Source organism: Klebsiella sp. 10, assembly GCF_018223925.1.
Taxonomy (GTDB): Bacteria; Pseudomonadota; Gammaproteobacteria; order Enterobacterales; family Enterobacteriaceae; genus Klebsiella; species Klebsiella pneumoniae.
The window spans coordinates 105,352-131,708 of record NZ_JAGRRB010000016.1; the positions used below are offsets into that span (position 1 = coordinate 105,352).

Genomic DNA, 26,357 nt, shown 5'->3' on the forward strand with positions numbered 1-26,357 from the left:
TCTTGCTTTTTAATTTTTCTCGCCGACAAGGAAAGTGCGGAACTGCGGCGACATCCAGGTTTTAAAACCCTCTCCTTCTTTAACGATCATGTAGACCGCCAGCCCCTCCTCGCGCACCACCTGCTGCGCTTTTTCCGGCCCCAGCACCATCAGTCCGGTATCCCAGCCGTCCGCCTCCAGCGCCGTTGGCGCAATGACGGTCACGGAGACCAGCTTATGGGTTATCGGCTGCCCGGTCTGCGGATCGATAACGTGCGAGATGCGTTTGCCATCGAGTTCATAGTAGTTGCGATAGCTGCCGGAGGTGCTGATGCCGTGACCATTGATGTCGACAATCGCCTGAACGGCGTTTTCGCGGTCGGTCGGTTTCTGGATCGCTACCCGCCAGGGCTTGCCTTCGCCATTCATCCCGCGGCTGACCAGCGCCCCGCCCACCGACACCAGATAGCGGGAGATCCCCTCCTGCTCCATCAACCGCGCGAGGTGGTCGGCGGCATAGCCTTCCCCCACGGTGGAGAGGTCGACAAACAGATCGGGAATATCTTTTTGCAGGAACTGCCTGCCGCTCTGATTAATAACCTGCAGATGCTGCAGGCCGGTGCGCGCCTTCGCCGCGGCTATCGCCTCGGCATCCGGGGTGGTGACCGGCTGTTTATCCGGGCCAAAGCCCCACAGGTTGACCAGCGGCCCCACGGTAATATCCATCGCGCCGTGCGTTTTGGCGCCAATCCGCAGCGACAGGGTGACGATATCCGCCATCGCTTCGCTCACCGGCCAGGGTTCGGTAGTGGCGGCATGATTGAAGCGCATCAGCGCGGAGTCGTTTTTCCAGGTCGACAGCAGGCGATCGTCGGCGTCCAGCTGGGCCTGAACCTTGGCGCGCAACGCCTGGGCCTTTGCTTCATCCACGCCAATGACGCTGACCCGCCAGAAGGTGCCCATCGTTTTGCCATCCAGCACGGTGGCCGTCGCGGTGGGGGTCGCAGGAGTGGTAGCTGAATCGCAGCCAGAGAGCAGAACGCAGGCGCCCAGCAGCGCGGCGCGAAAGAAAGTCATATCCATTAATCGAGGCTCCTCTTACCAGGGCGACAAGAGTATACCAGCGAGGTTAAACCGGACATAAAAAAAGGCGCCAGAGGCGCCTTTTTGTTATGCAGCTTGCAACTTAGAACTGGTAAACCAGGCCCAGTGCAACCACGTCGTCGGTAGAGATACCAGCGCGACGAGTGAAATCGTTTTCGTCCAGCAGGTTGATTTTGTAGTCAACATAGGTGGACATGTTTTTGTTGAAGTAGTAGGTCGCGCCAACGTCAACATATTTCAGCAGGTCCTGGTCGCCGTAACCTTCGATGTCCTTACCTTTAGACTGCAGGTAAGCTACGGACGGACGCAGACCGAAGTCGAACTGGTACTGAGCAACCACTTCGAAGTTCTGTGCTTTGTTAGCAAAACCGCTAATAGAATCAGATTCTCCGTTGCCGCTGAAACGAGTTGCGTTGTAGGTCTGGGTGTACTGAGTCGCCAGGTAAATGTTGTTGGCGTCGTATTTCAGACCACCGGTGTAGGTTTCAGCGTTGTCGCCACGGCCTTTATCCAAACGATTCTGATCGCCGTTACGTTTGGAGTGCGAGTACGCGAAACCAGCGCTGATGCCATCATAGATGTCATAGGTCAGAGAGGTACCGAAGCCGTCACCGTTCTGTTTCAGAGCGCCACGACCGTTGTTGGTCGGAGAAGTACCTTCGCCGCTGACGCTGCCGTTTTTACCCTGATACTGCAGAGCAAAGTTCAGGCCGTCAACCAGACCGAAGAAATCAGAGTTACGGTAGGTTGCAACGCCGTTAGCACGGGACTGCAGGAAGTTGTCAGAACCGTAGGTGTCGCCGCCGAATTCCGGCAGAACGTCGGTCCAGGACGTTACGTCGTATACTACGCCGTAGTTACGACCGTAGTCGAAAGAGCCCGCGTCGCCAAATTTCAGGCCTGCGAATGCCAGACGAGTCCATGCCTGATCGCTGGAGCTTTCAGTGTTGTTCGCCTGAACGTTGTATTCCCACTGGCCGTAACCGGTCAGCTGGTCGTTGATCTGGGTTTCGCCTTTCACGCCTACACGCATGTAGGTCTGGTCGCCGTCGACGCTCTTGTCGTCAGAGAAGTAGTGCAGACCGTCAATTTTACCGTACAGGTCTAATTTGTTGCCGTCTTTGTTATAAATTTCAGCCGCATTTGCTGCGCCTGCTACCAGCAGAGCCGGTACCAGGAGGGACAGTACTTTAACTTTCATGTTATTAACCCTCTGTTTGTTATATGCCTTTTATTATGCCACTGCTTACTGATTACCCTTCTAATCAGTCGGCTATTTCATTGTGCTGCAAAATGCAGAATAATCCAACAAGAATATGATACTAAAACTTCTAAGATGTTTCAAAGTTCCCACAAGATGTTTCAATTTGTAAATTCAGCGGAACTTTTTTCACCGCAAAATGGTCAGGGAAATACGCACTAATCATCAAAAAAAATATTTAACCTTTTATAATCAAAGTGATAGACGACAACATATCTATAGCACTGAATGGTAAAACAAAATGATCATTGGTGGCTAAAATAAGAGTCGCTATCATCATTAACTTTATTTATTACCGTCATTCAGTTCTGAATGTCTGTTTACCCCTATTTCAACCGGATGCCTCGCATCCGGTTTTTTTTACCCTTCTTTACACAACTTTAATTTATCTGTGCTACGGCTAATGATTCCCTAACGACTATTAATCAATCAATTAGGCCATCAGTGGTGCATATTCTGCCAATGTCTTGTTATTTCGTGCGATTCTTCCCTTTTGTTTCCGTCAATATCGTCGCCGGTTAACCTTCCCGGCGCGGTTTCATTTACGCTTCGTTTCTAAGATAATTCCTGGGCGGCATCGCACCGCTGGCGCCAATCTGTAGTATGGATTTACGCCATTAGCCTTTATACTGCCAGCAGCATCTGCTTTGTTGCCAGTTACTCTGGCGCTACATCCTGTTTACAAACAATGATGAGTCGTTCAGCCACAAATGACCCCGAAAAAATTCTCCCTGATCCCCGGCAACATCAGCCGCTTCTTCATTTTGATGGTTATTGTCCTGCTGGCGACAATGGGGGTGATGATCCAAAGCGCCGTCAATGCCTGGCTGAAGGAGAAAAGCTATCAGGTGGTTGATGTCTCCCACGCTCTGCACCAGCGCATTGACGCCTGGCGCTATGCCACCTGGCAGATCTACGACAATATCGCCGCCACCTCAGTCAACACCGCAAGCGGCGGTCTGCAGGAGACGCGTTTAAAACAGGACGTTTACTACCTGGAGAAACCCCGGCGTAAAACCGAAGCCCTGATCTTTGGGTCCCATGACAGCTCCACCCTCGAAATGACGCAGAAAATGTCCGATTATCTCGATATTTTGTGGGGCGCGGAGACCATTCCGTGGTCGATGTACTATCTCAACGGCCTGGACAATAGTCTGATCCTGGTCTCCACCCTGCCGTTGAAGGACCTCTCTTCGAGCTTCAAAGAGTCAACGATCAGCAGCGTCGTGGAGTCACGGCGCGCGGAAATGCTGCTGCAGGCTAATACCCTTGATGAGCGCGAGACGTTCTCGCCGCTGCGCCATCTCGCCTGGCAGAACGCGCACTATTTTACGTTACGCACCACCTTCAACCAGCCCGGACACCTTGCCACGGTGGTCGCCTTCGACCTGCCGATTAACGATCTGATCCCGCCCGGCATGACCATCGACAGCTTCCGTATTGAGCCTGACCCGTCGCAAAATCTCGCCACCACGCCGGATAAAGAGAGCGCCGATCATATCGGGATCACCTTTAACGGCATGCAGATTGACATCGCCACCGACATCAGCACTACCGGTATGCAGTTGCTGTGGACGGTACCAATGAGCACCATGCTGCTGGAGTCCATGCAGAACATTCTTCTGCCGCTGCTGCTCAACATTGGTCTGCTGGCGCTGGCGCTGTTTGGTTTTACCACCTTTCGCCACTATAAAGGACGCAGCCATTCGTCTGGCGCCGGGCTCCCCTCCGCCGCCAACAGCGAACTGCGTCTGCTGCGCGCCATTAACGAAGAGATTGTTTCTCTGCTGCCGCTGGGGCTGCTCGTTCACGATCAGGAAGCCAACCGAACGGTTATCAGCAATCCAATTGCCGACCATCTGCTTCCGCACCTGAATCTGCAGAACATCACCAATATGGCGGACCAGCATCAGGGGGTAATTCAGGCCACCGTCAATAATGAGCAGTATGAAATCCGCCAGTATCGCAGCCAGGTAGCGCCGCGCACCCAGATCCTGATCATCCGTGATCAGGACCGCGAAGTGCTGGTCAATAAAAAGCTCAAGCAGGCCCAGCGCTTGTATGAGAAAAACCAGCAGGGACGGGCGGCCTTTATGCAGCACATCGGCAGCGCCCTGAAGCAGCCCGCGCTGACGCTGGCGGCAGAGGCGGCGGCGCTCAGTAGTACAGAGAATCGGACGCTGGCCCAGCATGCCGATGAGCTGGTCAAACTCATCGATGACATTCAGCTCGCCAATCTGCTGGAAAGCGATGCCTGGAAAACCAACCAGACGTTGTTCTCGGTGCAGGAGCTTATTGACGACGTCGTGCCGGAAGTGCTGCCGGCGATGAAACGCAAGGGTCTGCAGCTGCTCATCAACAATGCGCTCCCGGCCGGCGAGCAGCGCTATGGCGACCGTGAAGCTCTGCGGCGCACGCTGGTGCTGTTAATCCAGTATTCAGTGACCACCACGCCTATCGGCAAGATCACCCTCGACGTCTGTCAGGATGAGTCGGCCAGCGATCGCCTGACCTTCCGCATTCTGGATACCGGCAACGGCGTCTCGGCAAACGAGATCGACAATATGCACTTCCCGTATCTCAACGAGACCCAGAGCGACCTGTACGGCAAAGCAAACGCCCTTACCTTCTGGCTATGCGACCGCATGACGCGCAAGCTGGGCGGGCAATTGACCATTAAAGCCCGGGAGTCGCTGGGGACGCGCTATACCCTGCATCTGAAAATGCCGGCTAGCGAAGAGGCGCCAGAGGCGGGAGAGCATTTGCTGGATGACGTTATCGTCCTGCTGGATGTGACTTCCAGCGAAGTGCGGCGGATTGTCACTCGCCAGCTGGAGAGCTGGGGAGCGTCCTGCATCACACCGGACGATCGGGCGACCAGTCAAGCCTTTGATCTTTATTTAACGGATAATCCGTCTAATCTTACTGCTTCAGGCTTGCTTTTAAGCGATGATGAGGTCGGGATACGCAAGATCGGCCCGGGCCAACTGCGGGTCAACTTTAATATTAGCACGGCGATGCAGGAGGCTATCCTGCAGCTTATTGAGCAGCAGCTGGCGGAGGAGGCGGTTCAGCCCGTCACCTCAGGAAACGAGAGTAACGCCGAACTCCATGCCAGCGGCTATTACGCACTGTTTGCCGATACGGTACCGGATGATGTTCAGAGATTGTATACTGAAATCGAAGCGGGCGATTTTGCTGCTCTGGCGCAAACCGCCCACCGCCTCAAAGGGGCATTTGCTATGCTTAATCTGATACCCGGCAAGCAGTTATGTGAAACGCTTGAGCATCTGATTCGCGAAAAGGATGCGCAAGGCATAGAAAAATATATCAGCGACATTGACGCTTACGTCAAGAGCTTGCTGTAGAAGGTAGCCTTATACATGAACACTATGAACGTAATTATTGCCGATGACCATCCGATCGTACTGTTCGGTATTCGTAAGTCACTTGAGCAAATTGAGTGGGTGAACGTCGTTGGCGAGTTTGAAGACTCCACGGCCCTTATCAACAATCTTCCGAAGCTGGACGCCCATGTGCTGATCACCGATCTGTCCATGCCCGGTGACAAATACGGCGACGGGATCACGCTGATTAAATACATCAAGCGCCACTTCCCGGATCTGTCGATCATTGTTCTGACCATGAACAACAATCCGGCGATCCTCAGCGCGGTGCTGGATCTGGATATCGAAGGGATCGTCCTCAAGCAGGGGGCGCCGACCGACCTGCCAAAAGCGCTGGCCGCGCTGCAGAAAGGGAAGAAATTCACCCCGGAAAGCGTCTCTCGCCTGCTGGAAAAAATCAGCGCCAGCGGCTATGGCGATAAACGCCTGTCGCCGAAAGAGAGCGAAGTACTGCGCCTGTTCGCCGAAGGTTTCCTGGTAACCGAGATCGCCAAAAAGCTTAATCGCAGCATTAAAACCATCAGCAGCCAGAAGAAATCGGCGATGATGAAGCTGGGCGTCGAAAACGACATCGCCTTGCTGAACTACCTCTCTTCCGTCTCGCTGAGCGCGACGGACAAAGAGTAATCTCTTCGCCCTCTCCGTCTCGCCCCGGCGAGACGGAGCTCCCCATTATTCCCGCCCTTTACGCACCCGCGCCGCATATACCGTCAGCGTTTGCTTCAGTACGTCGAGGGTGACCGGCTTGGACAGACAACTGTCCATCCCCGATTCCAGACAGCGCTGCTTCTCTTCCGCCAGGGCATTGGCCGTTACGCCAATCACCGGCAGCGTCAGGCCAAGCTGACGAATGCGCTGCGTCAGGCGATAACCATCCATATTAGGCATGTTGACGTCGCTGAGCACGATATCGATGTGCTGCTTGCTGAGGACGTTGAGCGCGTCGATCCCGTCGTTCGCGGTCACGCACTGGTAGCCGAGCGAACCCAGCTGATCCGCCAGTAGGCGGCGGTTGATCGGGTGATCGTCGACCACGAGGATCATCATGTCGTCGTTATTGCCGGCCTGCGCCTCCGGGGCCATCAGCGCCGGGCTATTTTCCGCACTGGCGAGCGCAACATGGAAAATACGCCCCAGCAGCGGCAGCAGTTCGTGGGGAGTCGTCACGCTGTGCAGCCATTCGCCGGCGGACCGCTCCTGCGGAATACCGATATGACGGCGACAGAAGATGACTATGGCCCTTCCCTGCCATCCGCTCAGCGCCTCATCGTCAGTGAGTAAGACATCCTCGGCGCCCGGCGTTTCGCCGGCATGGCGGCGGACCGTCAGGCCGTGGTAGCTGAGCAGCGAGGTGACGAACATCGCCAGCGAAGTGTTATGAATCGCCAACCAGCAGGTCTTGCCAGCGAAACCGTCTCTGCTCACCGGTGAGGTATTCTGCACGCCATACAGAGGAATACGGATGGTAAAGCGGCTACCCATCCCCGGCTCGGTTTCGACAGCAATATCGCCATCCATCATGCTGATCAGTTTTTCACAGATCGCCAGGCCAAGGCCGGTGCCCTGAAAATTGCGCTGCACGCCGGTCCCCACCTGGAAGAAAGGATCGAAGAGGCGCAATACCTCTTTCGCCGGGATCCCCTCTCCAGTGTCGCGAACGCTAATCTGCAGATAATCCCCCGCGCACTGGACGTGCAGGACAATACAGCCGGTATCGGTGAACTTTATCGCATTGCTGAGCAGATTTGAGATCACCTGCTGCAGGCGCATCGGGTCGCCGGACATTTGTTCCGGAACGTCCGGCTCGATAAAGCAGTACAGGCCCAGCTGCTTGCGCACCACCAACGGCAGATAGTTAGCGGAGATATGGTTCATGACTTCGCGCGGAGAGAACTCCCGCGGCTCGATCTTCAACTGCTCGGACTCGATTTTCGAGAAATCAAGAATATCGCTGATGATTTTCAGCAGCAGGCTGGAGGAGTTGTTCATCGCCGTCACAAGGCGATCGACGCCTTTCGGCAACGCTTTGGTCTGCAGCAGATCGAGGTTACCGATGATGCCATACAGCGGGGTACGCAGCTCATGGCTAACGGTCGCCAGGAACATCGATTTCGACTGGCTGGCCTGCTCCGCCGCCTGGGCCATCTCCTGCAGCGACTCCTCCATTTTCACGCGGGCGGAAACGTCCACCAGCACGCAAATGGCGACGTTTTCATTGCGATAGCGTGAATGAACAAAGCTAATCTGCAGGTTGGTATGGTTGCTGGTCAGCACGTCGACAAAATTGACCTGCTGGCCGCAGATGATCTGCGTCAGCCGCTGGCGGTCCTCGTGGGTCAGCATGTTCAGGTAGTTGTGCGCCAGTTCATTACTGAGAATATTGGTCCCGTCGGCAGTGCGCAGAATACAGATCCCTACCGGGGCAGAAGCCACAATTTTGCGGTTGAACTGCTCGTGCTCTTCCAGGCGCTGGGCGTCATTCTCCGCGGGGATAAAAATGCGCCGCTCATACATCCGCGCCAGCGCGAACAGCATCGCGCCGCTGAGGATATTAAGAACGATAGCATTGATGATCAGCATACGGATCCGCTCCAGCACCTGATCCACCGAGACGGAATAGACGATGCTCAGGGAGGACGGCGAGAGGCTTTTTTTCAGCACCAGCTCGCGGAAACCCGAACTGTAGCCAAACCACATCCGCTCCTGCATCCACTTCGCTTCGCTCTGGATTTTACCTTCCGCACCGGCCAGCGAAATCAGCGGCTGCCCGTTATCGTCAAAGATCGTCACGCTCATCGGCAGGCTGCCCGGCGTAAAGAAGCTTTCCATGCGGATGGTCTGCTCCACGCCCAGCATCGCCTGCAGGCGATTGGCCATATAGACCGGCGTCAGGGCGTAAAAATAGCCCACCCCGGGGCGAACGCCCTGGCTTATCCAGAACAGGTTGTTGCCGCGCTCGTTTTGCGGCGCGTTGCGATATTGCTCTATGCGCTGATGCAGGACTTTCAGCGCCTGATCGCGCTCAATCGGCACGTCCCGCAGGCCAAAGTTGGCCATGCAGAGGTTATCGCTGCCGATGAGAAAGATGCGGTTAAGGTCGTAGGCGGCAGTAAAATTATCCCGCCAGTAGCGCATAAACCATGCCAGCGACTGCAGCGAATTACGCCAGGTGGCGCTCATCGCGCTGCAGTCGGAATCGGGGTACAGGGGTTCAAAGTTGGGCACCGCCATATCGCCGTTTTGCCCTTGCGCTACCGCGTCCCCTGCCGACAAGCGATTACCGGCGACATACTTCAGCTCTTTCATTACATCCGCGGTACGCTGGATATAGCGCTGGGCCTGATCGGCGTTGAGATTAAGCTCCTGATGGATTTCGGCTTCCCGCTCGTGCAGCGCGTTGACGATATAAAACACAGAGACAAACGCAATAAGCAGCCACAGCAATACCGCCAGCGCTCTGAACAGATAACGTGAAACCTTCAGGGTTGTATGAAAAGAGGCAAGATATTTCAATGTGGCGATGCTCGGCCGTCAGGGACTCAACAGAATGCGGTTAAGGTAGCGGTAAACCGGCTTTGCCGCAATGTTAATGCAAAAAGGGCCGGGAAAATACCCGGCCCTTCCAGAACATTTACCTCGGACGATTATTCTTCGTCTTCGGCGACATCGTCATCGGTATCTGCTTCCGGGGCGATATCGTCATCGCCTTCCGCCGCGCTACCGTCGATGGCATCCAGCTCTTCATCATCCACCGGCTCAGCCACGCGCTGCAGACCCACCACGTTTTCATCTTCCGCGGTGCGGATGAGGATCACGCCCTGGGTGTTACGGCCCACGATGCTCACTTCGGAAACGCGGGTACGCACCAGCGTCCCGGCGTCGGTGATCATCATGATCTGATCGCAGTCATCCACCTGCACGGCGCCGACCACGGAACCGTTACGCTCGGTGACTTTGATCGAAATAACGCCCTGGGTGGCACGCGACTTGGTCGGATACTCCGCCGCCGCGGTACGTTTACCGTAACCGTTTTGCGTCACCGTCAGGATCGCGCCTTCGCCGCGTGGAATAATCAGCGAGACGACGCTGTCGTTTTCCGCAAGCTTAATACCGCGTACGCCGGTGGCGGTACGGCCCATGGCGCGAACGGCGTCTTCCTTGAAGCGTACAACCTTACCGGCCGCGGAGAACAGCATCACTTCATCCTGACCAGAGGTCAGATCGACGCCGATCAGCTCATCGCCTTCGTTCAGGTTGACCGCGATGATACCGGCGGAACGCGGACGGCTGAACTCGGTCAGCGCGGTTTTCTTCACGGTACCGCTGGCGGTCGCCATAAAGACGTTGACGCCCTCTTCGTACTCGCGGACCGGCAGGATGGCGGTGATGCGCTCATCGGCTTCCAGCGGCAGCAGGTTGACGATCGGCCGACCGCGCGCGCCGCGGCTGGCTTCCGGCAGCTGATAGACCTTCATCCAGTACAGACGGCCGCGGCTTGAGAAGCAGAGGATGGTGTCATGGGTGTTGGCCACCAGCAGGCGGTCGATAAAGTCTTCTTCTTTAATGCGCGCTGCCGATTTGCCTTTACCGCCACGACGCTGTGCTTCGTAGTCGGTCAGCGGCTGATACTTCACATACCCCTGATGCGACAGGGTGACCACCACATCTTCCTGGTTGATCAGATCTTCGATGTTAATATCAGCGCTGTTGGCGGTGATTTCGGTACGACGTTCGTCGCCGAACTGGTCGCGGATCAGCTCCAGCTCTTCGCGAATCACTTCCATCAGACGGTCGGCGCTGCCGAGAATGTGCAGCAGCTCCGCGATCTGCTCCAGCAGCTCTTTATATTCGTCGAGCAGTTTTTCATGCTCAAGGCCGGTCAGTTTCTGCAGACGCAGATCCAGAATCGCCTGAGCCTGCTGCTCGGTCAGATAGTATTTACCGTCGCGTACGCCGAACTCTGGCTCCAGCCATTCCGGACGCGCGGCGTCATCCCCGGCGCGCTCCAGCATCGCCGCGACGTTACCAAGATCCCACGCCTGGGCAACCAGCGCCGTTTTCGCTTCTGCCGGGGTCGGCGCGCGACGGATCAGTTCGATAATCGGGTCGATGTTGGCCAGCGCAACGGCCAGCGCTTCGAGGATATGCGCCCGGTCGCGCGCTTTGCGCAGTTCGAAAATCGTACGACGGGTCACCACTTCACGGCGGTGGCGTACAAACGCGGCGATGATGTCCTTCAGGTTCATGATCTTCGGCTGACCATGGTGCAGAGCTACCATGTTGATGCCGAAGGAGACCTGCAGCTGGGTCTGGGAATAGAGGTTGTTAAGCACCACTTCCCCTACCGCATCGCGCTTCACTTCAATCACGATGCGCATCCCGTCTTTATCAGACTCGTCACGCAGCGCGCTGATGCCTTCCACGCGTTTTTCTTTGACCAGCTCGGCGATTTTCTCGATCAGGCGCGCTTTGTTCACCTGATACGGAATTTCGTGCACGATGATGGTTTCGCGGCCGGATTTCGCGTCCACTTCCACTTCCGCGCGCGCGCGAATGTACACTTTACCGCGACCGGTGCGATAGGCCTCTTCGATGCCGCGACGGCCATTGATAATGGCGGCGGTCGGGAAATCAGGGCCAGGAATATGCGCCATCAGCCCTTCAATGCTGATGTCTTCATCGTCAACATACGCCAGACAGCCGTTAATCACTTCCGTCAGGTTATGCGGCGGTATGTTGGTGGCCATCCCTACGGCGATCCCGGAGGCGCCGTTCACCAGCAGGTTAGGAATTTTGGTCGGCATGACGTCCGGAATACGCTCCGTACCGTCATAGTTGTCGACGAAATCGACCGTCTCTTTTTCAAGATCGGCCATCAGCTCATGAGCGATTTTCGCCAGACGAATTTCGGTATAACGCATCGCCGCGGCGGAGTCGCCGTCGATGGAACCAAAGTTACCCTGGCCGTCCACCAGCATGTAACGCAGCGAGAACGGCTGCGCCATACGCACGATGGTGTCGTATACCGCGGAGTCGCCGTGCGGGTGGTATTTACCGATTACGTCACCAACGACACGGGCTGATTTTTTATAGGCTTTGTTCCAGTCATTGCCCAATACGTTCATGGCGTAAAGTACGCGACGGTGTACCGGCTTCAGGCCATCTCGGACATCCGGCAGCGCACGGCCAACAATGACCGACATCGCATAATCCAGATAAGAGTTCTTAAGCTCTTCCTCAATGTTGACCGGTGTAATTTCTCTCGCAAGGTCGCTCATCTAACCGCTATCCCTCTACTGTATCCCGGATTCAAAGGTCGCAAATTATAACACAGCCGCGCTAATAGAGGTAAAGCAATACGGTTTATTCATGGCGCGCTGCTGATATACTCGCAGGTCTGAACAGAAAAGGAGTAAAAGCGCCCATGAATGCCGAAAAAACGTCGGTAGCCCCTAACGTCGATCATGCTGAAATCGCCAAATTCGAAGCCGTCGCCTCGCGCTGGTGGGATCTGGAGGGCGAGTTCAAACCGCTCCACCGCATCAACCCGCTGCGGCTGGGCTATATTGCCGAACGCTCCGGCGGCCTGTTCGGTAAAAAAGTCCTCGATGTCGGCTGCGGCGGCGGCATCCTCGCCGAGAGCATGGCGCGCGAAGGCGCGACGGTCACCGGGCTGGACATGGGGGCCGAACCGCTGCAGGTCGCCAGGCTGCACGCCCTGGAGAGCGGTATTCAGGTAGACTATGTTCAGGAAACAGTTGAGGAACATGCCGCGAAGCACCCGCAGCAGTATGACGTCGTGACCTGCATGGAGATGCTGGAGCACGTCCCCGACCCGCAGTCGGTGGTACACGCCTGCGCGCGGTTAGTGAAGCCCGGCGGCCAGGTCTTCTTCTCCACCATCAACCGCAACGGCAAGGCCTGGCTGATGGCGGTAGTCGGGGCGGAATATGTCATGAAGATGGTGCCCAAAGGCACTCATGATGTGAAGAAGTTTATCAAACCGGCCGAGCTGCTGGGCTGGGTAGATCAGACTACTCTGAAAGAGCAGCATATCATCGGTCTGCATTACAATCCGCTGACCAATACCTTCAAGTTAGCGCCGGGGGTTGATGTTAACTATATGTTGCATACCACCGCCAAACAGGACTGAGGTCAGCACCTCCGCTTATGATGATTGCGCGGCATCAAGCCGCGTGATTATTTCTTCCGATGAAGAAATCAGCACTCGATCAAATTTTCATTTTTTTTTCTGTTTTATTGACTTCTTCTCCAGGCCTTATGCGACGTGGACTTGCGGATTATTACCCTTCCGCAACCTCAATTTAACGTCAAAATCAACCCTTGTACTCAAAAGATTCCTTACTAAAATACTCACCATATAGCGTTTCTTTTATCGACAACCCCCTACATATAGTATTTATCCACAGAGTTAGTCACAACGGCCTTCTGTGGATAAACGGGGGATATTTTCTTTCACGGACAGGTAAAATCCACATGAATCAGAGTCTGCTGGTGACAAAGCGCGACGGGACCACCGAGCGCATCAATCTCGACAAAATCCATCGCGTACTGGATTGGGCGGCAGAAGGACTGAATAACGTTTCGATTTCCCAGGTAGAGCTGCGCTCCCATATCCAGTTCTATGACGGCATCAAAACCGCGGACATCCACGAAACCATTATTAAAGCCGCTGCGGATCTGATCTCCCGCGACGCACCGGATTACCAGTACCTCGCCGCGCGTCTGGCGATTTTCCATTTGCGTAAAAAAGCCTTCGGTCAGTTTGAGCCGCCGGCGCTCTACGATCACGTGGTGAAGATGGTCGAGAAAGGTAAATACGATCATCATCTGCTGGAAGACTACACGGAAGAAGAGTTCCAGCAGATGGACGGTTTCCTCGACCACTGGCGCGACATGAACTTCTCCTACGCAGCCGTTAAGCAGCTGGAAGGCAAGTATCTGGTACAAAACCGCGTCACCGGCGAAATTTATGAGAGCGCGCAGTTCCTCTATATTCTGGTCGCCGCTTGCCTGTTCTCGAACTATCCGCGCGAAACGCGTCTGGACTATATCAAGCGTTTCTACGACGCGGTGTCCACCTTTAAAATCTCGCTGCCGACGCCGATCATGTCCGGCGTGCGTACCCCAACCCGTCAGTTCAGCTCCTGCGTGCTGATCGAGTGCGGCGACAGCCTGGATTCCATCAACGCCACCTCCAGCGCGATTGTGAAATACGTTTCCCAGCGCGCCGGCATCGGCATCAACGCCGGGCGCATTCGCGCGCTGGGCAGCCCGATCCGCGGCGGCGAAGCCTTCCACACCGGCTGCATTCCATTCTACAAGCATTTCCAGACCGCGGTGAAATCCTGCTCGCAGGGCGGCGTGCGCGGCGGCGCGGCAACCCTCTTCTACCCAATGTGGCATCTGGAAGTGGAAAGCCTGCTGGTGCTGAAAAACAACCGTGGTACCGACGCCAACCGCGTTCGTCACATGGACTACGGGGTACAGATCAACAAGCTGATGTACACCCGTCTGCTGAAGGGCGGCGATATTACCCTGTTCAGCCCTTCCGACGTCCCGGGCCTGTATGACGCCTTCTTCGCCGATCAGGACGAGTTTGAGCGCCTGTACACCCAGTACGAGCAGGACGACAGCATTCGTAAGCAGCGTATTAAAGCCGTTGAGCTGTTCTCGCTGATGATGCAGGAGCGCGCCTCTACCGGCCGCATCTATATCCAGAACGTCGACCACTGCAACACCCACAGCCCGTTCGATCCGGTAGTCGCCCCGGTGCGTCAGTCTAACCTGTGCCTGGAGATTGCTCTGCCGACCAAACCGCTGGAAGATGTCAACGACGAAAACGGCGAAATCGCGCTGTGCACCCTGTCGGCCTTCAACCTCGGGGCTATCGACAGCCTCGACGAGCTGGAAGAGCTGGCGGTGCTGGCGGTGCGTGCTCTGGATGCGCTGCTCGACTATCAGGATTACCCCATCCCGGCGGCTAAACGCGGCGCGATGGGGCGTCGTACGCTGGGTATCGGCGTGATCAACTTCGCTTACTATCTGGCGAAGCATGGCAAACGCTACTCCGACGGCAGCGCCAACAACCTGACGCACAAAACGTTCGAAGCGATTCAGTACTATCTGCTGAAGGCCTCTAACGAGCTGGCTATCGAGCAAGGCGCCTGCCCGTGGTTCAACGAAACCACCTATGCGCAGGGCATCCTGCCGATCGATACCTATAAGAAAGATCTGGACGGCATCGTCAGCGAACCCCTGCACTACGACTGGGAAGCATTGCGCGAATCCATTAAAACCCACGGCCTGCGCAACTCCACGCTCTCCGCGCTGATGCCGTCCGAGACCTCGTCGCAGATCTCCAACGCCACCAACGGCATTGAGCCGCCGCGCGGCCACGTGAGTATCAAAGCGTCCAAGGACGGTATCCTGCGCCAGGTGGTGCCGGATTACGAAAACCTGCAGAACGCCTACGAGCTGCTGTGGGAGATGCCGAACAACGACGGTTATCTGCAGCTGGTGGGTATCATGCAGAAGTTTATCGACCAGTCGATCTCTGCCAACACTAACTACGATCCGACGCGCTTCCCGTCCGGAAAAGTGCCGATGCAGCAGTTGCTCAAAGACCTGCTCAACGCCTATAAATTCGGCGTCAAAACGCTGTACTATCACAACACCCGTGATGGCGCTGAAGACGCCCAGGATGACCTGGCCCCGTCCATCCAGGACGACGGCTGCGAAAGCGGCGCTTGTAAGATCTAAGGTATTTTTGCCGGGTAACGCTACGCTTACCCGGCCTACGTTTGTGTAGGCCCGGCCAACCCATTCCTGCCGGGCAATACAGTTCAACAGGACTCACTTCAATGGCATACACCACTTTTTCACAGACGAAAAACGATCAGCTGCTGGAACCTATGTTTTTTGGCCAGCCGGTTAACGTGGCCCGCTACGATCAGCAAAAATACGACATCTTTGAAAAGCTGATTGAAAAGCAGCTCTCCTTCTTCTGGCGCCCGGAAGAGGTTGACGTTTCCCGCGATCGCATCGACTACCAGGCGCTGCCGGAACATGAAAAACATATTTTCATCAGCAACCTGAAGTACCAGACGCTGCTCGACTCCATCCAGGGCCGTAGCCCGAATGTGGCGCTGCTGCCGCTGATCTCCATCCCGGAGCTGGAGACCTGGGTAGAAACCTGGGCCTTCTCCGAGACCATTCACTCGCGTTCGTACACTCACATCATCCGCAACATCGTCAACGACCCGGCGACCGTGTTCGACGACATCGTCACCAACGAGCAGATCCAGAAACGTGCGGAAGGCATCTCTCACTATTACGATTCGCTGATCGAGATGACCAGCTACTGGCATCTGCTGGGCGAAGGCACCCACACCGTCAACGGCAAAACCGTGACCGTGAATCTGCGCGAGCTGAAAAAGAAACTCTATCTGTGCCTGATGAGCGTTAATGCCCTGGAAGCGATCCGCTTCTACGTCAGCTTCGCCTGCTCCTTCGCCTTTGCCGAACGCAAACTGATGGAAGGCAACGCCAAAATTATCCGCCTGATCGCCCGCGATGAAGCGCTGCACCTGACCGGCACCCAGCATATGCTGAACCTGCTGCGCTCCGGCAGCGACGATCCGGAAATGGCGGAAATCGCCGAAGAGTGCAAGCAGGAGTGCTATGACCTGTTCGTGCTGGCGGCGCAGCAGGAGAAAGAGTGGGCGGACTACCTGTTCCGCGACGGCTCGATGATCGGCCTGAATAAAGACATTCTCTGCCAGTACGTCGAGTACATCACCAATATCCGCATGCAGGCGGTGGGCCTCGATCTGCCGTTCCAGACCCGCTCCAACCCGATCCCATGGATCAACACCTGGCTGGTCTCCGACAACGTTCAGGTGGCGCCGCAGGAAGTGGAAGTCAGTTCTTATCTCGTCGGCCAGATCGATTCTGAAGTCGATGCCGACGATCTGAGTAACTTCCAGCTGTAATGAAGCGGATCTTCCTGAAAATCTCTGACACTCGCCTTGAGTGTCAGGATGAACACCCTTCCCTGCTGGCGGCGCTGGAGTCGCATAATATCGACGTCGAATATCAGTGCCGCGAAGGCTACTGCGGCTCCTGCCGCACGCGTCTGGTCTCCGGCCAGGTTGACTGGCTGACCGAGCCGCTGGCCTTTATCCAGCCGGGAGAAATTTTGCCCTGCTGCTGCCGGGCGAAAGGCGATATTGAGATCGAGATGTAGTCTTGTCAGGTGGCGCTACGCTTACCTGACCTACTGTTCCAGGACCGGCCGTTTACGCACTGCCGCCCTGGGCTGCTGAAACTGCCGGTGTTGACGGCCTCAAAATCGCTGAGACGTTCCCGGAAGGCCGGGGCAGCCCGCATGGATGCGGGCTGAGGGCCGTGTTTTGCATGGACGCTACCTCGGCCCGACCCGAAGCCTGCAGGGATAAGTCGAAGGGACCGCGCAGCGGCGATTTTGCTGGCCGGAGCCCGGGGGTACAGGGGGAGGCGGCGACTGGCCTCCCCCTGTGCGCTCCCTGCGCTATAAAAGGCATAACGCAGAAGAAATATCGGGAGCGCAATCTTCCAGGAAATAACATAGAACAAACGTTATTCCCGGGTCGAAATCGTTGCACGCCGAGAACAGTGTCAACAAAACCGCAGTTCGTACGCCGGGTAAGGCGTAGCCGCCACCCGGCTTTTTACTGTTTCGCGTCCAGGAACTGCACCGCTTTATCCGGGAAATCGGTAAACAAGCCGTCGACGCCCGCCTGGTGATACAGCAGGTCATAGAGCTGATTAACGTTAGTGGCGTACTCCGGCAACTGATCCGCGCGCACGGTGTACGGATGCACCTGCAGATGGCTGGCATGCGCCTCTTTTACCATCGCCGTCAGCTTCACCGCGCCCGGCTTTGAGCCTTCCGCCACCAGCATATGGTAATCCGGGCCAATACCGTCGGCGTACTGCGCAATCTGCGCCATCGCACCCGGCTGGAACATCCAGTCGTAGCTGTAGTTCACCCATTTGCCATCTGCCTGTTTCTGCTGGGTTTCATTCCAGTCGGTATAGGCGATGAGCTGCACCAGATTGAGATCCATCCCCATCTTCGGTTCCAGCTCATTTTTGATACGTTTGAGCTCGTTGGCGTCAAAGCACTGCAGATAAACCTTATCCTGCTTGCTGGTGTAGCCATATTCCTTCAGCACTTTCAGGGTACTGGCAGCAATATCTTTGCCTTCCTGATGGTGGAACCACGGCGCTTTGATTTCCGGGTAGATACCGATATTTTTACCCGTCGAATGGTTCAGCCCCTGGACAAACTCAATCTCTTCTTCAAAGGTATGAATGCGAAAATCGGATTTGCCCATCGGGAAACGCCCGGGATAGGTTTGGACGTTCTTACCATTTTTCGGCTCAAAACCTTCGGTAAACTTCAACGACTTAATCTCGGCCAGGGTAAAGTCGATGGCGTAGAAACGGCCATCTTTACGCGCCCGCTGCGGGAAACGCTGCGCAACGTCAGTCACCCGATCGAGATAATGGTCGTGTAACACCACCAGCCGGTCGTCTTTGGTCATCACCAGATCTTGCTCAAGGTAATCCGCCCCCTGAGCGTAAGCCATCGCTTTCGCCGGCAGGGTATGTTCCGGCAGATACCCGCTGGCGCCGCGGTGGGCGATGACCATTTTCTCCGCTGCGACAGCGCTGAAGCACAGCGCCGAACTGGCCAAAATCATGCCGCTCATTAGCGCGGTGAGTTTCATGTTCATCGTCGCTCCTTAGGCTTGTTTCAGTTGTTGATGATGACGACGCTCGCCAAGCATCACGATAACCAGCAGGATAACCGCCAGCACGCTGCCGCCGATCATCACCATGAAGCCGCCGTCCCAGCCGAAGAAATCGACGGTGTAGCCGACGATGGCGCTCGCCGCCACGGAACCGCCAAGATAGCCAAACAGGCCGGTGAAGCCCGCGGCGGTCCCGGCGGCTTTTTTCGGCGCCAGCTCGAGGGCATGCAGACCGATCAGCATCACCGGGCCGTAGATCAGGAAGCCGATAATAATCATACAGGCCATATCGACGCCCGGATTGCCCGGCGGGTTCAGCCAGTAAACGACAGTGGCGATGGTCACCAGGGTCATAAAGAACACGCCGGTCGCGCCGCGGTTGCCTTTAAACACTTTGTCCGACATCCAGCCGCACAGCAGGGTGCCAGGGATCCCCGCGTACTCGTACAGGAAGTAGGCCCAGGAGGATTTATCCAGCGCGAAGTGTTTGACCTCTTTCAGGTAGGTCGGCGACCAGTCCAGAATGCCGTAGCGCAGCAGATAAACGAAGACGTTAGCGATAGCGATGTACCACAGCAGCTTGTTCGGCAGAATGTACTGCATAAAGATCTGCTTCGCCGTCAGCTCTTCTTCGTGCTTTTCACTATAGTCATCCGGATAGTCGTTTTTATATTCTTCAATCGGCGGCAGACCGCAGGACTGCGGGGTGTCGCGCATCATTGCGAAGGCGAAAATCGCCAGCAGAATGGCGCCGAATGCCGGCATATACAGCGCCGCGTGCCAGTCGTTAAACCACGCCATCCCTAACAGGAACAGCAGCGGCGGAATGCCGCCGCCGACGTTATGCGCGCAGTTCCACACCGAGACAATCCCGCCGCGCTCTTTCTGCGACCACCAGTGCACCATGGTCCGGCCGCACGGCGGCCAGCCCATCCCCTGGAACCAGCCGCAGAGGAACAGCAGCACGAACATTATCATGATGCTGGACGTCGCCCACGGCACGAAGCCCATCACCAGCATCACCAGCGCGGCGAGGATCAAGCCAGCCGGCAGGAAAATGCGCGGATTCGAGCGGTCAGAGACCGATCCCATGATGAATTTCGAAAATCCATAGGCGATGGAGATACCGGAAAGGGCGAAGCCGAGGTCGCCACGAGAGAACCCCTGCTCGATAAGATAAGGCATCGCCAGGGCAAAGTTCTTACGAACCAAATAGTAGGCGGCATAACCAAAAAAGATGCCAATAAAAATCTGCCAGCGTAATCGGCGATATAGCGGGTCAATCTCCGCTGCTGGCAAACGCGCTTTATGCGCGGCGGGTTTAAAAATACTTAACATATCAGCCTCCGTGGCCCTTGCTGTTTTCTACTGACGTCACGACAAAATCCCAGATTAATCACCAACTTCAAATATGGTCGCGATGGTAGGCAATACGTAGAGTTGATACTGTGAAACATCGCACAATTTGTTACAGAAATATGACAAAACGTTCCAATGTGAGCACGAAATCACATAACACGCTCAAATAACGCGCGAATATGCTCGAAATCAAACAATAACCTTACTAATTGTGGCTAAATGGCGTTAAACGAAAGCAGAGGAGCTGAAGATGACGGGACGTCTTGATAGCGAGGTCATTATCATCGGCGGCGGAGCAACCGGCGCCGGTATCGCCCGCGACTGCGCCCGGCGCGGATTACGAACGCTGCTCATTGAGCGCCATGATATCGCCACCGGGGCGACCGGCCGGAATCATGGACTGCTGCACAGCGGCGCCCGCTACGCGGTGACCGACAACGAATCCGCCCGCGAATGCATCAGTGAGAACCGCATCCTGCGCCGCATCGCCCGCCACTGCATTGAACCGACCAATGGGCTGTTTATCACCCTGCCTGAAGATGACATGGCGTATCAGCAGACTTTTATCACCGCCTGCCAGCAGGCCGGCATTGAGGCCACGCCGCTCTCGCCGCAGGACGCGCTGCGCCGGGAGCCCGCCGTCAACCCGACGCTGCTGGGCGCGGTGCAGGTCCCGGACGGCACCATCGACCCGTTTCGCCTCACCGCGGCCAATATGCTCGACGCCCGCGAACACGGCGCGCAGATCCTTACCGGCTGCGAAGTGACAGGCCTGCTACGCCAGGGCGATCGCGTCTGTGGCGTCCAGGTATACGACCGCCAACTTCACCAGGCCCGCACGCTGTACGCCGGGGTGGTGGTTAACGCCGCCGGGATCTGGGGGCAGCGCATTGCGGAATATGCCGACCTGCGCATCACCATGTTCCCGGCGAAGGGATCGCTGTTGATCCTCGACCACCGGATTAACAACCTGGTGATCAACCGCTGCCGTAAGCCGGCCGACGCCGATATTCTGGTGCCCGGGGATACCATCTCGCTGATCGGCACCACCTCAATGCATATTCCTTATGACGACATTGACGACAACCGGGTAACGACGGCGGAAGTCGATACCCTGCTGCGCGAAGGCGAAAAGCTGGCGCCGGTCATGGGCCGCACCCGGATCCTCCGCGCCTACTCCGGCGTCCGCCCGCTGGTGGCCAGCGATAACGATCCCAGCGGGCGCAGCGTCAGCCGCGGCATCGTCCTGCTCGACCATGCCCAGCGTGACGGTATGGAAGGCTTCATTACTATCACCGGCGGCAAGCTGATGACCTATCGCCTGATGGCCGAGTGGGCCACCGACGCCGTCTGTCGTAAGCTGGGAAACACCACCCCCTGTAGCACGGCCGAGACCCCGCTGCCCGGTTCACAGGAGCCAACGGAAAGTACCCTGCAAAAAATTATCTCCCTCCCCACCCCGCTGCGCGGCTCGGCCGTCTACCGTCACGGCGATCGCACTCCTGCCTGGCTTGGCGACAGCCGCCAGCACCGTAGCCTGGTCTGCGAATGCGAAGCCGTTACCGCTGGCGAAGTGAAATACGCGGTGGAAAATCTGGCGGTCAACACCCTCCTCGACCTGCGCCGCCGCACCCGGATTGGCATGGGCACCTGCCAGGGGGAACTCTGCGCCTGCCGCGCTGCCGGACTGTTGCAGCGCTTTAACGTCACCACCCCCGCGCAGTCATTAACCCAGCTCTCGGCGTTTCTCAATGAACGCTGGAAGGGCGTTCAGCCCATCGCCTGGGGCGATGCGCTGCGCGAAAGCGAATTTACCCGCTGGGTCTACCTCGGCCTGTGCGGACTGCCACAGGAGCACCAGGATGAAGTTTGATTGCGCAATTGTCGGCGGCGGGCTCGCCGGCCTGTTGTGCGGGCTGGCGCTGAATCAGTACGGCCTGCGCAGCGTCATTATCAGCCGCGGGCAGAGCGCGCTGCATTTTTCCTCCGCGTCGTTAGACCTGCTCTCGGCGCTGCCCAACGGCGATAACGTTACTGACGTCGCACAAGGTCTGCAGCAACTCGCTGAACAGCTTCCTGAACACCCTTATTCCCGGCTCGGCGCCGGGGCGGTACTCGAATACGCGACACAGACCGAAGCCCTGTTGGCCGCCTGCGGCGCGGTGATGCAGGGCGACGCGCGCCAGCCTCACCGACGGGTGACGCCGCTGGGGACGTTGCGCCCGGCATGGTTGTCACCACAAGAGGTTCCGCTGGCGCCACTGCCGCAGCAAGGCGTCTGCCTGGTGGGGATCAGCGGCTTTGCCGATTTTCAGCCGCATCTCGCCGCCGCTGCACTCGGTCAACACGGAGTTACCGCCGCGGCGGTGGAAATCGAGTTACCGCTGCTGGATGTGCTGCGTGACAACCCCACCGAGTTTCGCGCCGCTAACATCGCCCGCGTGCTGGATGATGAGAATCTATGGCCGGCCCTGCATGCAGCGCTGCTGCCGCTGGCGCAGCAGCATGACCTGCTGATCATGCCCGCCTGTTTTGGCCTCGCCGACGATCGCCTGTACCCCTGGCTGCAGACGCGTCTGCCCTGCCCGCTGCGTTTGCTGCCGACGCTGCCGCCTTCGGTTCCCGGGATGCGTTTACATTCTCAGCTGCAACGCCAGTTCATTCGTGAGGGCGGCACCTGGCTTGCTGGCGATGAAGTGGTGAAAATCAGCCATCAGCAGGACGCCGTCGAGGCCGTCTGGACGCGAAATCACGGCGATGTCGCACTGCGTCCGCGTTTCACCGTGCTGGCCAGCGGCAGCTTTTTCAGCAACGGTCTTGTCGCCACTCGCGATAGCGTGCGCGAGCCGATCCTCGGCCTCGATCTGCAGCAGACCCTGCCACGGGAAAGCTGGTACCAGCGCGATTTCTTCGCCTCACAACCGTGGCAGCGGTTCGGCGTGAAAACCGATGCCCTGCTGCGCCCCCTGCTGGACGGGCAGCCGTTCCATAATCTGTTCGCCATTGGCTCATTGCTCGGCGGGTTCGATGCCATTCAGCTCGGCTGTGGCGGCGGTGTCTGCGCCGTCACCGCGCTGCACGCCGCCAGACAGATCCACGCCCTTGCCGGAGGCCGGCCATGAACGATACCCGTTTTGAAAGCTGCATTAAGTGCACGGTCTGTACCACCACCTGCCCGGTAAGTCGGGTCAATCCACGCTATCCCGGCCCGAAACAGGCGGGGCCGGACGGCGAACGTCTGCGTCTGAAGGATGGCGCGCTGTACGACGAGGCGCTGAAGTACTGCATTAACTGCAAGCGCTGCGAGGTTGCCTGCCCGTCGGATGTGAAAATTGGCGATATCATTCAGCGCGCCCGGGCACAGTACGGCCAGCAAAAGCCGACCCTGCGCGACGCCATCCTCAGCCATACCGACCTGATGGGCACCCTTTCCACTCCCTTTGCCCCCCTGGTCAACGCCACGACCGGTTTAAAACCGGTACGCCGCCTGCTCGACGCGGCGCTTAAAATCGACCACCGGCGCACACTACCGAAATATGGCTTCGGCACCTTCCGCCGCGCTTACCGCCAGCTCGCGGCCAGACAGGCGCAGTACCCTGAGCAGGTGGTCTTCTTTCATGGCTGCTACGTCAACTATAACCATCCGCAGCTGGGTAAGGATCTGATCCGCGTCGTCAACGCGCTGGGTACCGGCGTGCAGTTGTTATCGAAGGAAAAATGCTGCGGCGTGCCGCTGATCGCCAACGGCTTTTTCGACAAGGCGCGTAAACAGGCGCAGAGTAACGTCGCTGCGATGCGGGAAAACACGCTACCGATCATTGCCACCTCCTCGACCTGCGCCTTTACGCTACGTGATGAATACCCCCATCTCCTCGATGTCGATAACAGCGATCTTCGCGATCGGGTCGAGCTTGCCACCCGCTGGATCTGGAAACAGCTGGCTGCCGGCAGGACGCTACCGCTGCGCCCGCTGCCGCTGAAGGTGGTCTATCACACCCCGTGTCATATGGAAAAGATGGGCTGGTCGCTGTATACCCTCGAGCTGCTGCGGCTGATCCCCGGCCTGCAGCTGGAGGTGCTGGATTCACAGTGCTGCGGCATCGCAGGCACCTACGGGTTTAAAACTGAGAATTACGCGGTATCCCAGGCTATCGGCGCCCCGCTGTTCCGTCAGATTGAGGAGAGCGGGGCCGACCTCGTCGTCACCGACTGCGAGACCTGCAAATGGCAGATTGAGATGTCCACCAGCAAACGCTGCGAGCATCCGCTGACGGTGCTGGCGCAGGCGCTCGTCTGAGCCCAGCGCCAGCCTGTGCCGTCAATAGCTCGTTTTCTCTTGCGGCTGGGCGCTGTCAGATTTAAACATCGCCAGCCGGCGGTCCAGCGCCTGGGTATACAGCATGGTATCCACCCCGACGGCGACAAAGTTGGCCCCCCAGGCAAGACATTTTTCCGCCATCGCCGGGTCGACCGCCAGAAATCCGGCCGCTTTCCCCGCCGCGCGAATGCGCCGGATGCTCTGCTCGATCACCCGCTGCACGTCAGGGTGACCGGCATCGTCCGGGTAGCCCAGCGAGGCGGAGAGATCCGCCGGACCGATGAACACCCCGTCAATGCCGTCCACCTCGAGAATAGCGTCCAGGTTCTCCAGCGCGGTTCGGCTCTCGACCTGAATCAGCAGACAAAGTTCGTCATTTGCCTCCGCCATATAATTCTCCACCCTTCCCCAGCGCGCCGCTCTCGCCACGCCGGCGCCAACGCCGCGGCTCCCGATGGGGGGATAACGGGTCGCTGAGACCACCTCCCGAGCCTGCTCGGCGGTATCGACCATCGGCACCAGCAAGGTTCTGGCGCCAATATCCAGCACCTGTTTTATCAGGCTGCGGTTGCCCTCGACCGGGCGAATGACCGGCTGGCTGGCATAGGGGGCAATCGCCTGCAGCTGATGATAAAGGTCCTGAATGGTGTTCGGGGCATGCTCGCCGTCGATCAGAAGCCAGTCGTATCCCGACGTCGCAGCGATCTCCGCCATGTAGGATGAGGTGGAGCTCAGCCACAGGCCGATTTGCGTCTCACCGCGTAATAATCCCCGTTTGAAGGGGTTAGATAACAGTGCGTTCATAGCGATTCCTTTATTCAATGCTGTACGCTGCCGCGCTGGGGTACCGCGCGGGTAAGGCTCAATGAAAAGATAATGACCACCCCGACAATGGCGACGCCGGCCAGGGTTAACAGTCCGGCGGCGCTGCTGGCGAACAACGTTTCGGCCTGCACGCGCACGATCGGCGCCAGAAAACCACCGATGGCGCCAAACAGGTTAACAAAGCCAATCCCTGCGGCCAGCGCCGTGCCGGACAGCAGCTGCGTCGGCATCGTCCAGAAGACCGGCTGCACGGCGATCACCCCGACCGCCGCCACGCACAGCGCGATGATAGCCAGCACCGGCGCCACCAGTCCGGACACTGCAATCCCGACCGCCGCCGCCAGCAGCGTCAGGGCGGCAATATTGCGTCGCTCGCCGGTGCGATCGGAGTAGCGAGGGATAAGCCAGGTGCCAAACAGCGCCGCCACCCACGGGATGGCCGTCACCACCGAGGCAACGAAGCCGACTTTGGTGCCCAGCAGCGCAGCAACCTGGGTGGGCAGGAAGAAAATCAGACCATAGACCGCCACCTGAATGGTCAGATAAATCAGCGCCAGCTGCCAGACCCGCCCGTTACGCAGCGCATCGGACAGGCGCGAGGCAATCTTTTTCTCCTCCTCGCGCGCCAGCTCGCTTATCAGCGCCTGTTTCTCCGCTGCGCTCAGGAAGCGGGCATGCTGCGGCGAATCGTCCAGCCAGAAGAAGGTGAACGCTCCCGCGGCGACGGCGAGCAGGCCTTCAATGACAAACATCCAGAACCAGCCGGGATGGCCCATAAATCCATGCATCTCCAGCAGCGCACCGGATAAAGGCGATCCCAGCGTCAGGGCCAGCGGCGCGCCCATATAAAACAGCCCCATAATGCTGGCGCGGTTTTGCTGGGGAAACCACTGTGAAGTGAGGTAGATCATTCCGGGAAAGAAGCCCGCCTCCGCCGCGCCCAGCAGGGTACGTACCAGCAGGAATTTCGCTTCCGTATCCGCCCACGCCATCGCCGCCGACAGCACGCCCCACAGCAGCGTGGTGCAGCCGATCCATCGCCTGGCGCCAAATTTGCGCATCAGCAGATTGGCCGGCACCCCGAGGAAGGCATAGACCACAAAGAAGATACCGGCCCCCAGCGCGTAGGCCTCATTGCTGAGTCCGGTATCCAGCTGGTAGGTCTCTTTGGCGAAACCGATATTAGAACGGTCAAGAAACGCCAGCACGTACAGCGCCAGCATAAAGGGGATTAAGCGGGCGCGGTTTTTCTTCACCACGCTCTCCAGCAGAGTGTTGCTCAT

General features: G+C 57.5%; 17 protein-coding genes. 9 read left to right on the forward strand and 8 right to left on the reverse strand.

All coding sequences use genetic code 11. The features are described from left to right. Positions 1–9 precede the first annotated feature (9 nt). Both apbE and ompK36 read right to left on the reverse strand, forming a co-directional pair. A complete protein-coding gene (gene apbE / locus KHQ26_RS18450; RefSeq protein WP_004180700.1) occupies positions 10–1,062 on the reverse strand; it encodes an FAD:protein FMN transferase ApbE in 1,053 nt (350 codons plus the stop codon). Between the two features lie 103 nt (positions 1,063–1,165). After that, a complete protein-coding gene (gene ompK36, locus KHQ26_RS18455) occupies positions 1,166–2,284 on the reverse strand; it encodes a porin OmpK36 (protein ID WP_004149145.1) in 1,119 nt (372 codons plus the stop codon). Positions 2,285–3,054: 770 nt separating this feature from the next. Between ompK36 and rcsD the strand changes: the two genes are divergently transcribed. Continuing rightward, a complete protein-coding gene (rcsD, locus tag KHQ26_RS18460) occupies positions 3,055–5,712 on the forward strand; it encodes a phosphotransferase RcsD (RefSeq protein ID WP_002913006.1) in 2,658 nt (885 codons plus the stop codon). A gap of 15 nt (positions 5,713–5,727) precedes the next feature. Beyond that, positions 5,728–6,378: a response regulator transcription factor RcsB gene (rcsB, locus tag KHQ26_RS18465; protein ID WP_002913007.1), complete on the forward strand. Its 651-nt coding sequence runs from the start codon at positions 5,728–5,730 to the stop codon at positions 6,376–6,378. Between the two features lie 45 nt (positions 6,379–6,423). Here rcsB and rcsC read toward each other — a convergent pair whose 3' ends face one another. Together rcsC and gyrA are read right to left on the reverse strand one after the other, a co-directional pair. Further along, positions 6,424–9,264, reverse strand: coding sequence for a two-component system sensor histidine kinase RcsC (rcsC, locus tag KHQ26_RS18470; protein WP_004211969.1), 2,841 nt, complete (start codon positions 9,262–9,264; stop codon positions 6,424–6,426). A 131-nt stretch (positions 9,265–9,395) separates the two neighbouring features. After that, a complete protein-coding gene (gene gyrA, locus KHQ26_RS18475; RefSeq protein WP_004175036.1) occupies positions 9,396–12,029 on the reverse strand; it encodes a DNA topoisomerase (ATP-hydrolyzing) subunit A in 2,634 nt (877 codons plus the stop codon). Positions 12,030–12,175: 146 nt separating this feature from the next. Between gyrA and ubiG the strand changes: the two genes are divergently transcribed. The 4 genes from ubiG to yfaE all read left to right on the forward strand — a co-directional run bounded on the left by ubiG (position 12,176) and on the right by yfaE (position 17,020). Continuing rightward, a complete protein-coding gene (gene ubiG / locus KHQ26_RS18480) occupies positions 12,176–12,904 on the forward strand; it encodes a bifunctional 2-polyprenyl-6-hydroxyphenol methylase/3-demethylubiquinol 3-O-methyltransferase UbiG (RefSeq protein WP_002913014.1) in 729 nt (242 codons plus the stop codon). A 344-nt stretch (positions 12,905–13,248) separates the two neighbouring features. Next, the gene (nrdA, locus tag KHQ26_RS18485; protein WP_002913016.1) at positions 13,249–15,534 is read left to right on the forward strand and encodes a class 1a ribonucleoside-diphosphate reductase subunit alpha; all 2,286 of its coding nucleotides are present in this window, start codon (positions 13,249–13,251) and stop codon (positions 15,532–15,534) included. Between the two features lie 101 nt (positions 15,535–15,635). Further along, complete coding sequence (nrdB, locus tag KHQ26_RS18490; protein ID WP_004140835.1) at positions 15,636–16,766, forward strand: class Ia ribonucleoside-diphosphate reductase subunit beta; 1,131 nt, start codon at positions 15,636–15,638, stop codon at positions 16,764–16,766. Then, positions 16,766–17,020, forward strand: a complete 255-nt coding sequence (yfaE, locus tag KHQ26_RS18495; RefSeq protein ID WP_002913017.1) for a class I ribonucleotide reductase maintenance protein YfaE — start codon at positions 16,766–16,768, stop codon at positions 17,018–17,020. The genes nrdB and yfaE overlap by 1 nt, the downstream gene beginning before the upstream one ends. 463 nt (positions 17,021–17,483) lie before the next feature. Here the strand turns inward: yfaE and glpQ are convergent, their stop codons facing one another. Together glpQ and glpT are read right to left on the reverse strand one after the other, a co-directional pair. Continuing rightward, a complete protein-coding gene (glpQ, locus tag KHQ26_RS18500) occupies positions 17,484–18,554 on the reverse strand; it encodes a glycerophosphodiester phosphodiesterase (RefSeq protein WP_020804383.1) in 1,071 nt (356 codons plus the stop codon). Between the two features lie 9 nt (positions 18,555–18,563). Further along, entirely contained in the window at positions 18,564–19,910 is a 1,347-nt protein-coding gene (gene glpT, locus KHQ26_RS18505) for a glycerol-3-phosphate transporter (protein WP_002913019.1), read from the reverse strand. Positions 19,911–20,181: 271 nt separating this feature from the next. Between glpT and glpA the strand changes: the two genes are divergently transcribed. The 3 genes from glpA to glpC are packed head-to-tail and all read left to right on the forward strand — an operon-like array spanning position 20,182 to position 24,228. After that, positions 20,182–21,804, forward strand: coding sequence for an anaerobic glycerol-3-phosphate dehydrogenase subunit A (glpA, locus tag KHQ26_RS18510; RefSeq protein WP_020804389.1), 1,623 nt, complete (start codon positions 20,182–20,184; stop codon positions 21,802–21,804). Further along, positions 21,794–23,053 carry a glycerol-3-phosphate dehydrogenase subunit GlpB gene (gene glpB / locus KHQ26_RS18515; RefSeq protein ID WP_020804376.1) on the forward strand — a complete coding sequence of 420 codons (1,260 nt, stop codon included), beginning with the start codon at positions 21,794–21,796 and terminating at the stop codon, positions 23,051–23,053. Before glpA ends, glpB begins: the two co-directional genes overlap by 11 nt. After that, complete coding sequence (gene glpC, locus KHQ26_RS18520) at positions 23,050–24,228, forward strand: anaerobic glycerol-3-phosphate dehydrogenase subunit GlpC (RefSeq protein ID WP_020804388.1); 1,179 nt, start codon at positions 23,050–23,052, stop codon at positions 24,226–24,228. Before glpB ends, glpC begins: the two co-directional genes overlap by 4 nt. A 21-nt stretch (positions 24,229–24,249) precedes the next feature. Here the strand turns inward: glpC and yfaU are convergent, their stop codons facing one another. After that, positions 24,250–25,053 (reverse strand): 2-keto-3-deoxy-L-rhamnonate aldolase, encoded by an 804-nt coding sequence (gene yfaU, locus KHQ26_RS18525; RefSeq protein WP_004899554.1) that lies wholly within the window; start codon positions 25,051–25,053, stop codon positions 24,250–24,252. Between the two features lie 14 nt (positions 25,054–25,067). Further along, positions 25,068–26,357 (reverse strand): MFS transporter, encoded by a 1,290-nt coding sequence (locus KHQ26_RS18530; RefSeq protein ID WP_002913045.1) that lies wholly within the window; start codon positions 26,355–26,357, stop codon positions 25,068–25,070.

Coding starts and splice junctions, on each gene's coding strand:
- ompK36 (WP_004149145.1), bottom strand. CDS start 2,284: ATGAAAGTTAAAGTACTGTCCCTCCTGGTACCGGCTCTGCTGGTAGCA.
- nrdB (WP_004140835.1), top strand. CDS start 15,636: ATGGCATACACCACTTTTTCACAGACGAAAAACGATCAGCTGCTGGAA.
- KHQ26_RS18530 (WP_002913045.1), bottom strand. CDS start 26,357: ATGAGCAACACTCTGCTGGAGAGCGTGGTGAAGAAAAACCGCGCCCGC.
- glpQ (WP_020804383.1), bottom strand. CDS start 18,554: ATGAACATGAAACTCACCGCGCTAATGAGCGGCATGATTTTGGCCAGT.
- yfaU (WP_004899554.1), bottom strand. CDS start 25,053: ATGAACGCACTGTTATCTAACCCCTTCAAACGGGGATTATTACGCGGT.
- ubiG (WP_002913014.1), top strand. CDS start 12,176: ATGAATGCCGAAAAAACGTCGGTAGCCCCTAACGTCGATCATGCTGAA.
- rcsD (WP_002913006.1), top strand. CDS start 3,055: ATGACCCCGAAAAAATTCTCCCTGATCCCCGGCAACATCAGCCGCTTC.
- glpA (WP_020804389.1), top strand. CDS start 20,182: ATGACGGGACGTCTTGATAGCGAGGTCATTATCATCGGCGGCGGAGCA.
- glpC (WP_020804388.1), top strand. CDS start 23,050: ATGAACGATACCCGTTTTGAAAGCTGCATTAAGTGCACGGTCTGTACC.
- gyrA (WP_004175036.1), bottom strand. CDS start 12,029: ATGAGCGACCTTGCGAGAGAAATTACACCGGTCAACATTGAGGAAGAG.
- glpT (WP_002913019.1), bottom strand. CDS start 19,910: ATGTTAAGTATTTTTAAACCCGCCGCGCATAAAGCGCGTTTGCCAGCA.
- yfaE (WP_002913017.1), top strand. CDS start 16,766: ATGAAGCGGATCTTCCTGAAAATCTCTGACACTCGCCTTGAGTGTCAG.
- rcsB (WP_002913007.1), top strand. CDS start 5,728: ATGAACACTATGAACGTAATTATTGCCGATGACCATCCGATCGTACTG.
- apbE (WP_004180700.1), bottom strand. CDS start 1,062: ATGGATATGACTTTCTTTCGCGCCGCGCTGCTGGGCGCCTGCGTTCTG.
- nrdA (WP_002913016.1), top strand. CDS start 13,249: ATGAATCAGAGTCTGCTGGTGACAAAGCGCGACGGGACCACCGAGCGC.
- glpB (WP_020804376.1), top strand. CDS start 21,794: ATGAAGTTTGATTGCGCAATTGTCGGCGGCGGGCTCGCCGGCCTGTTG.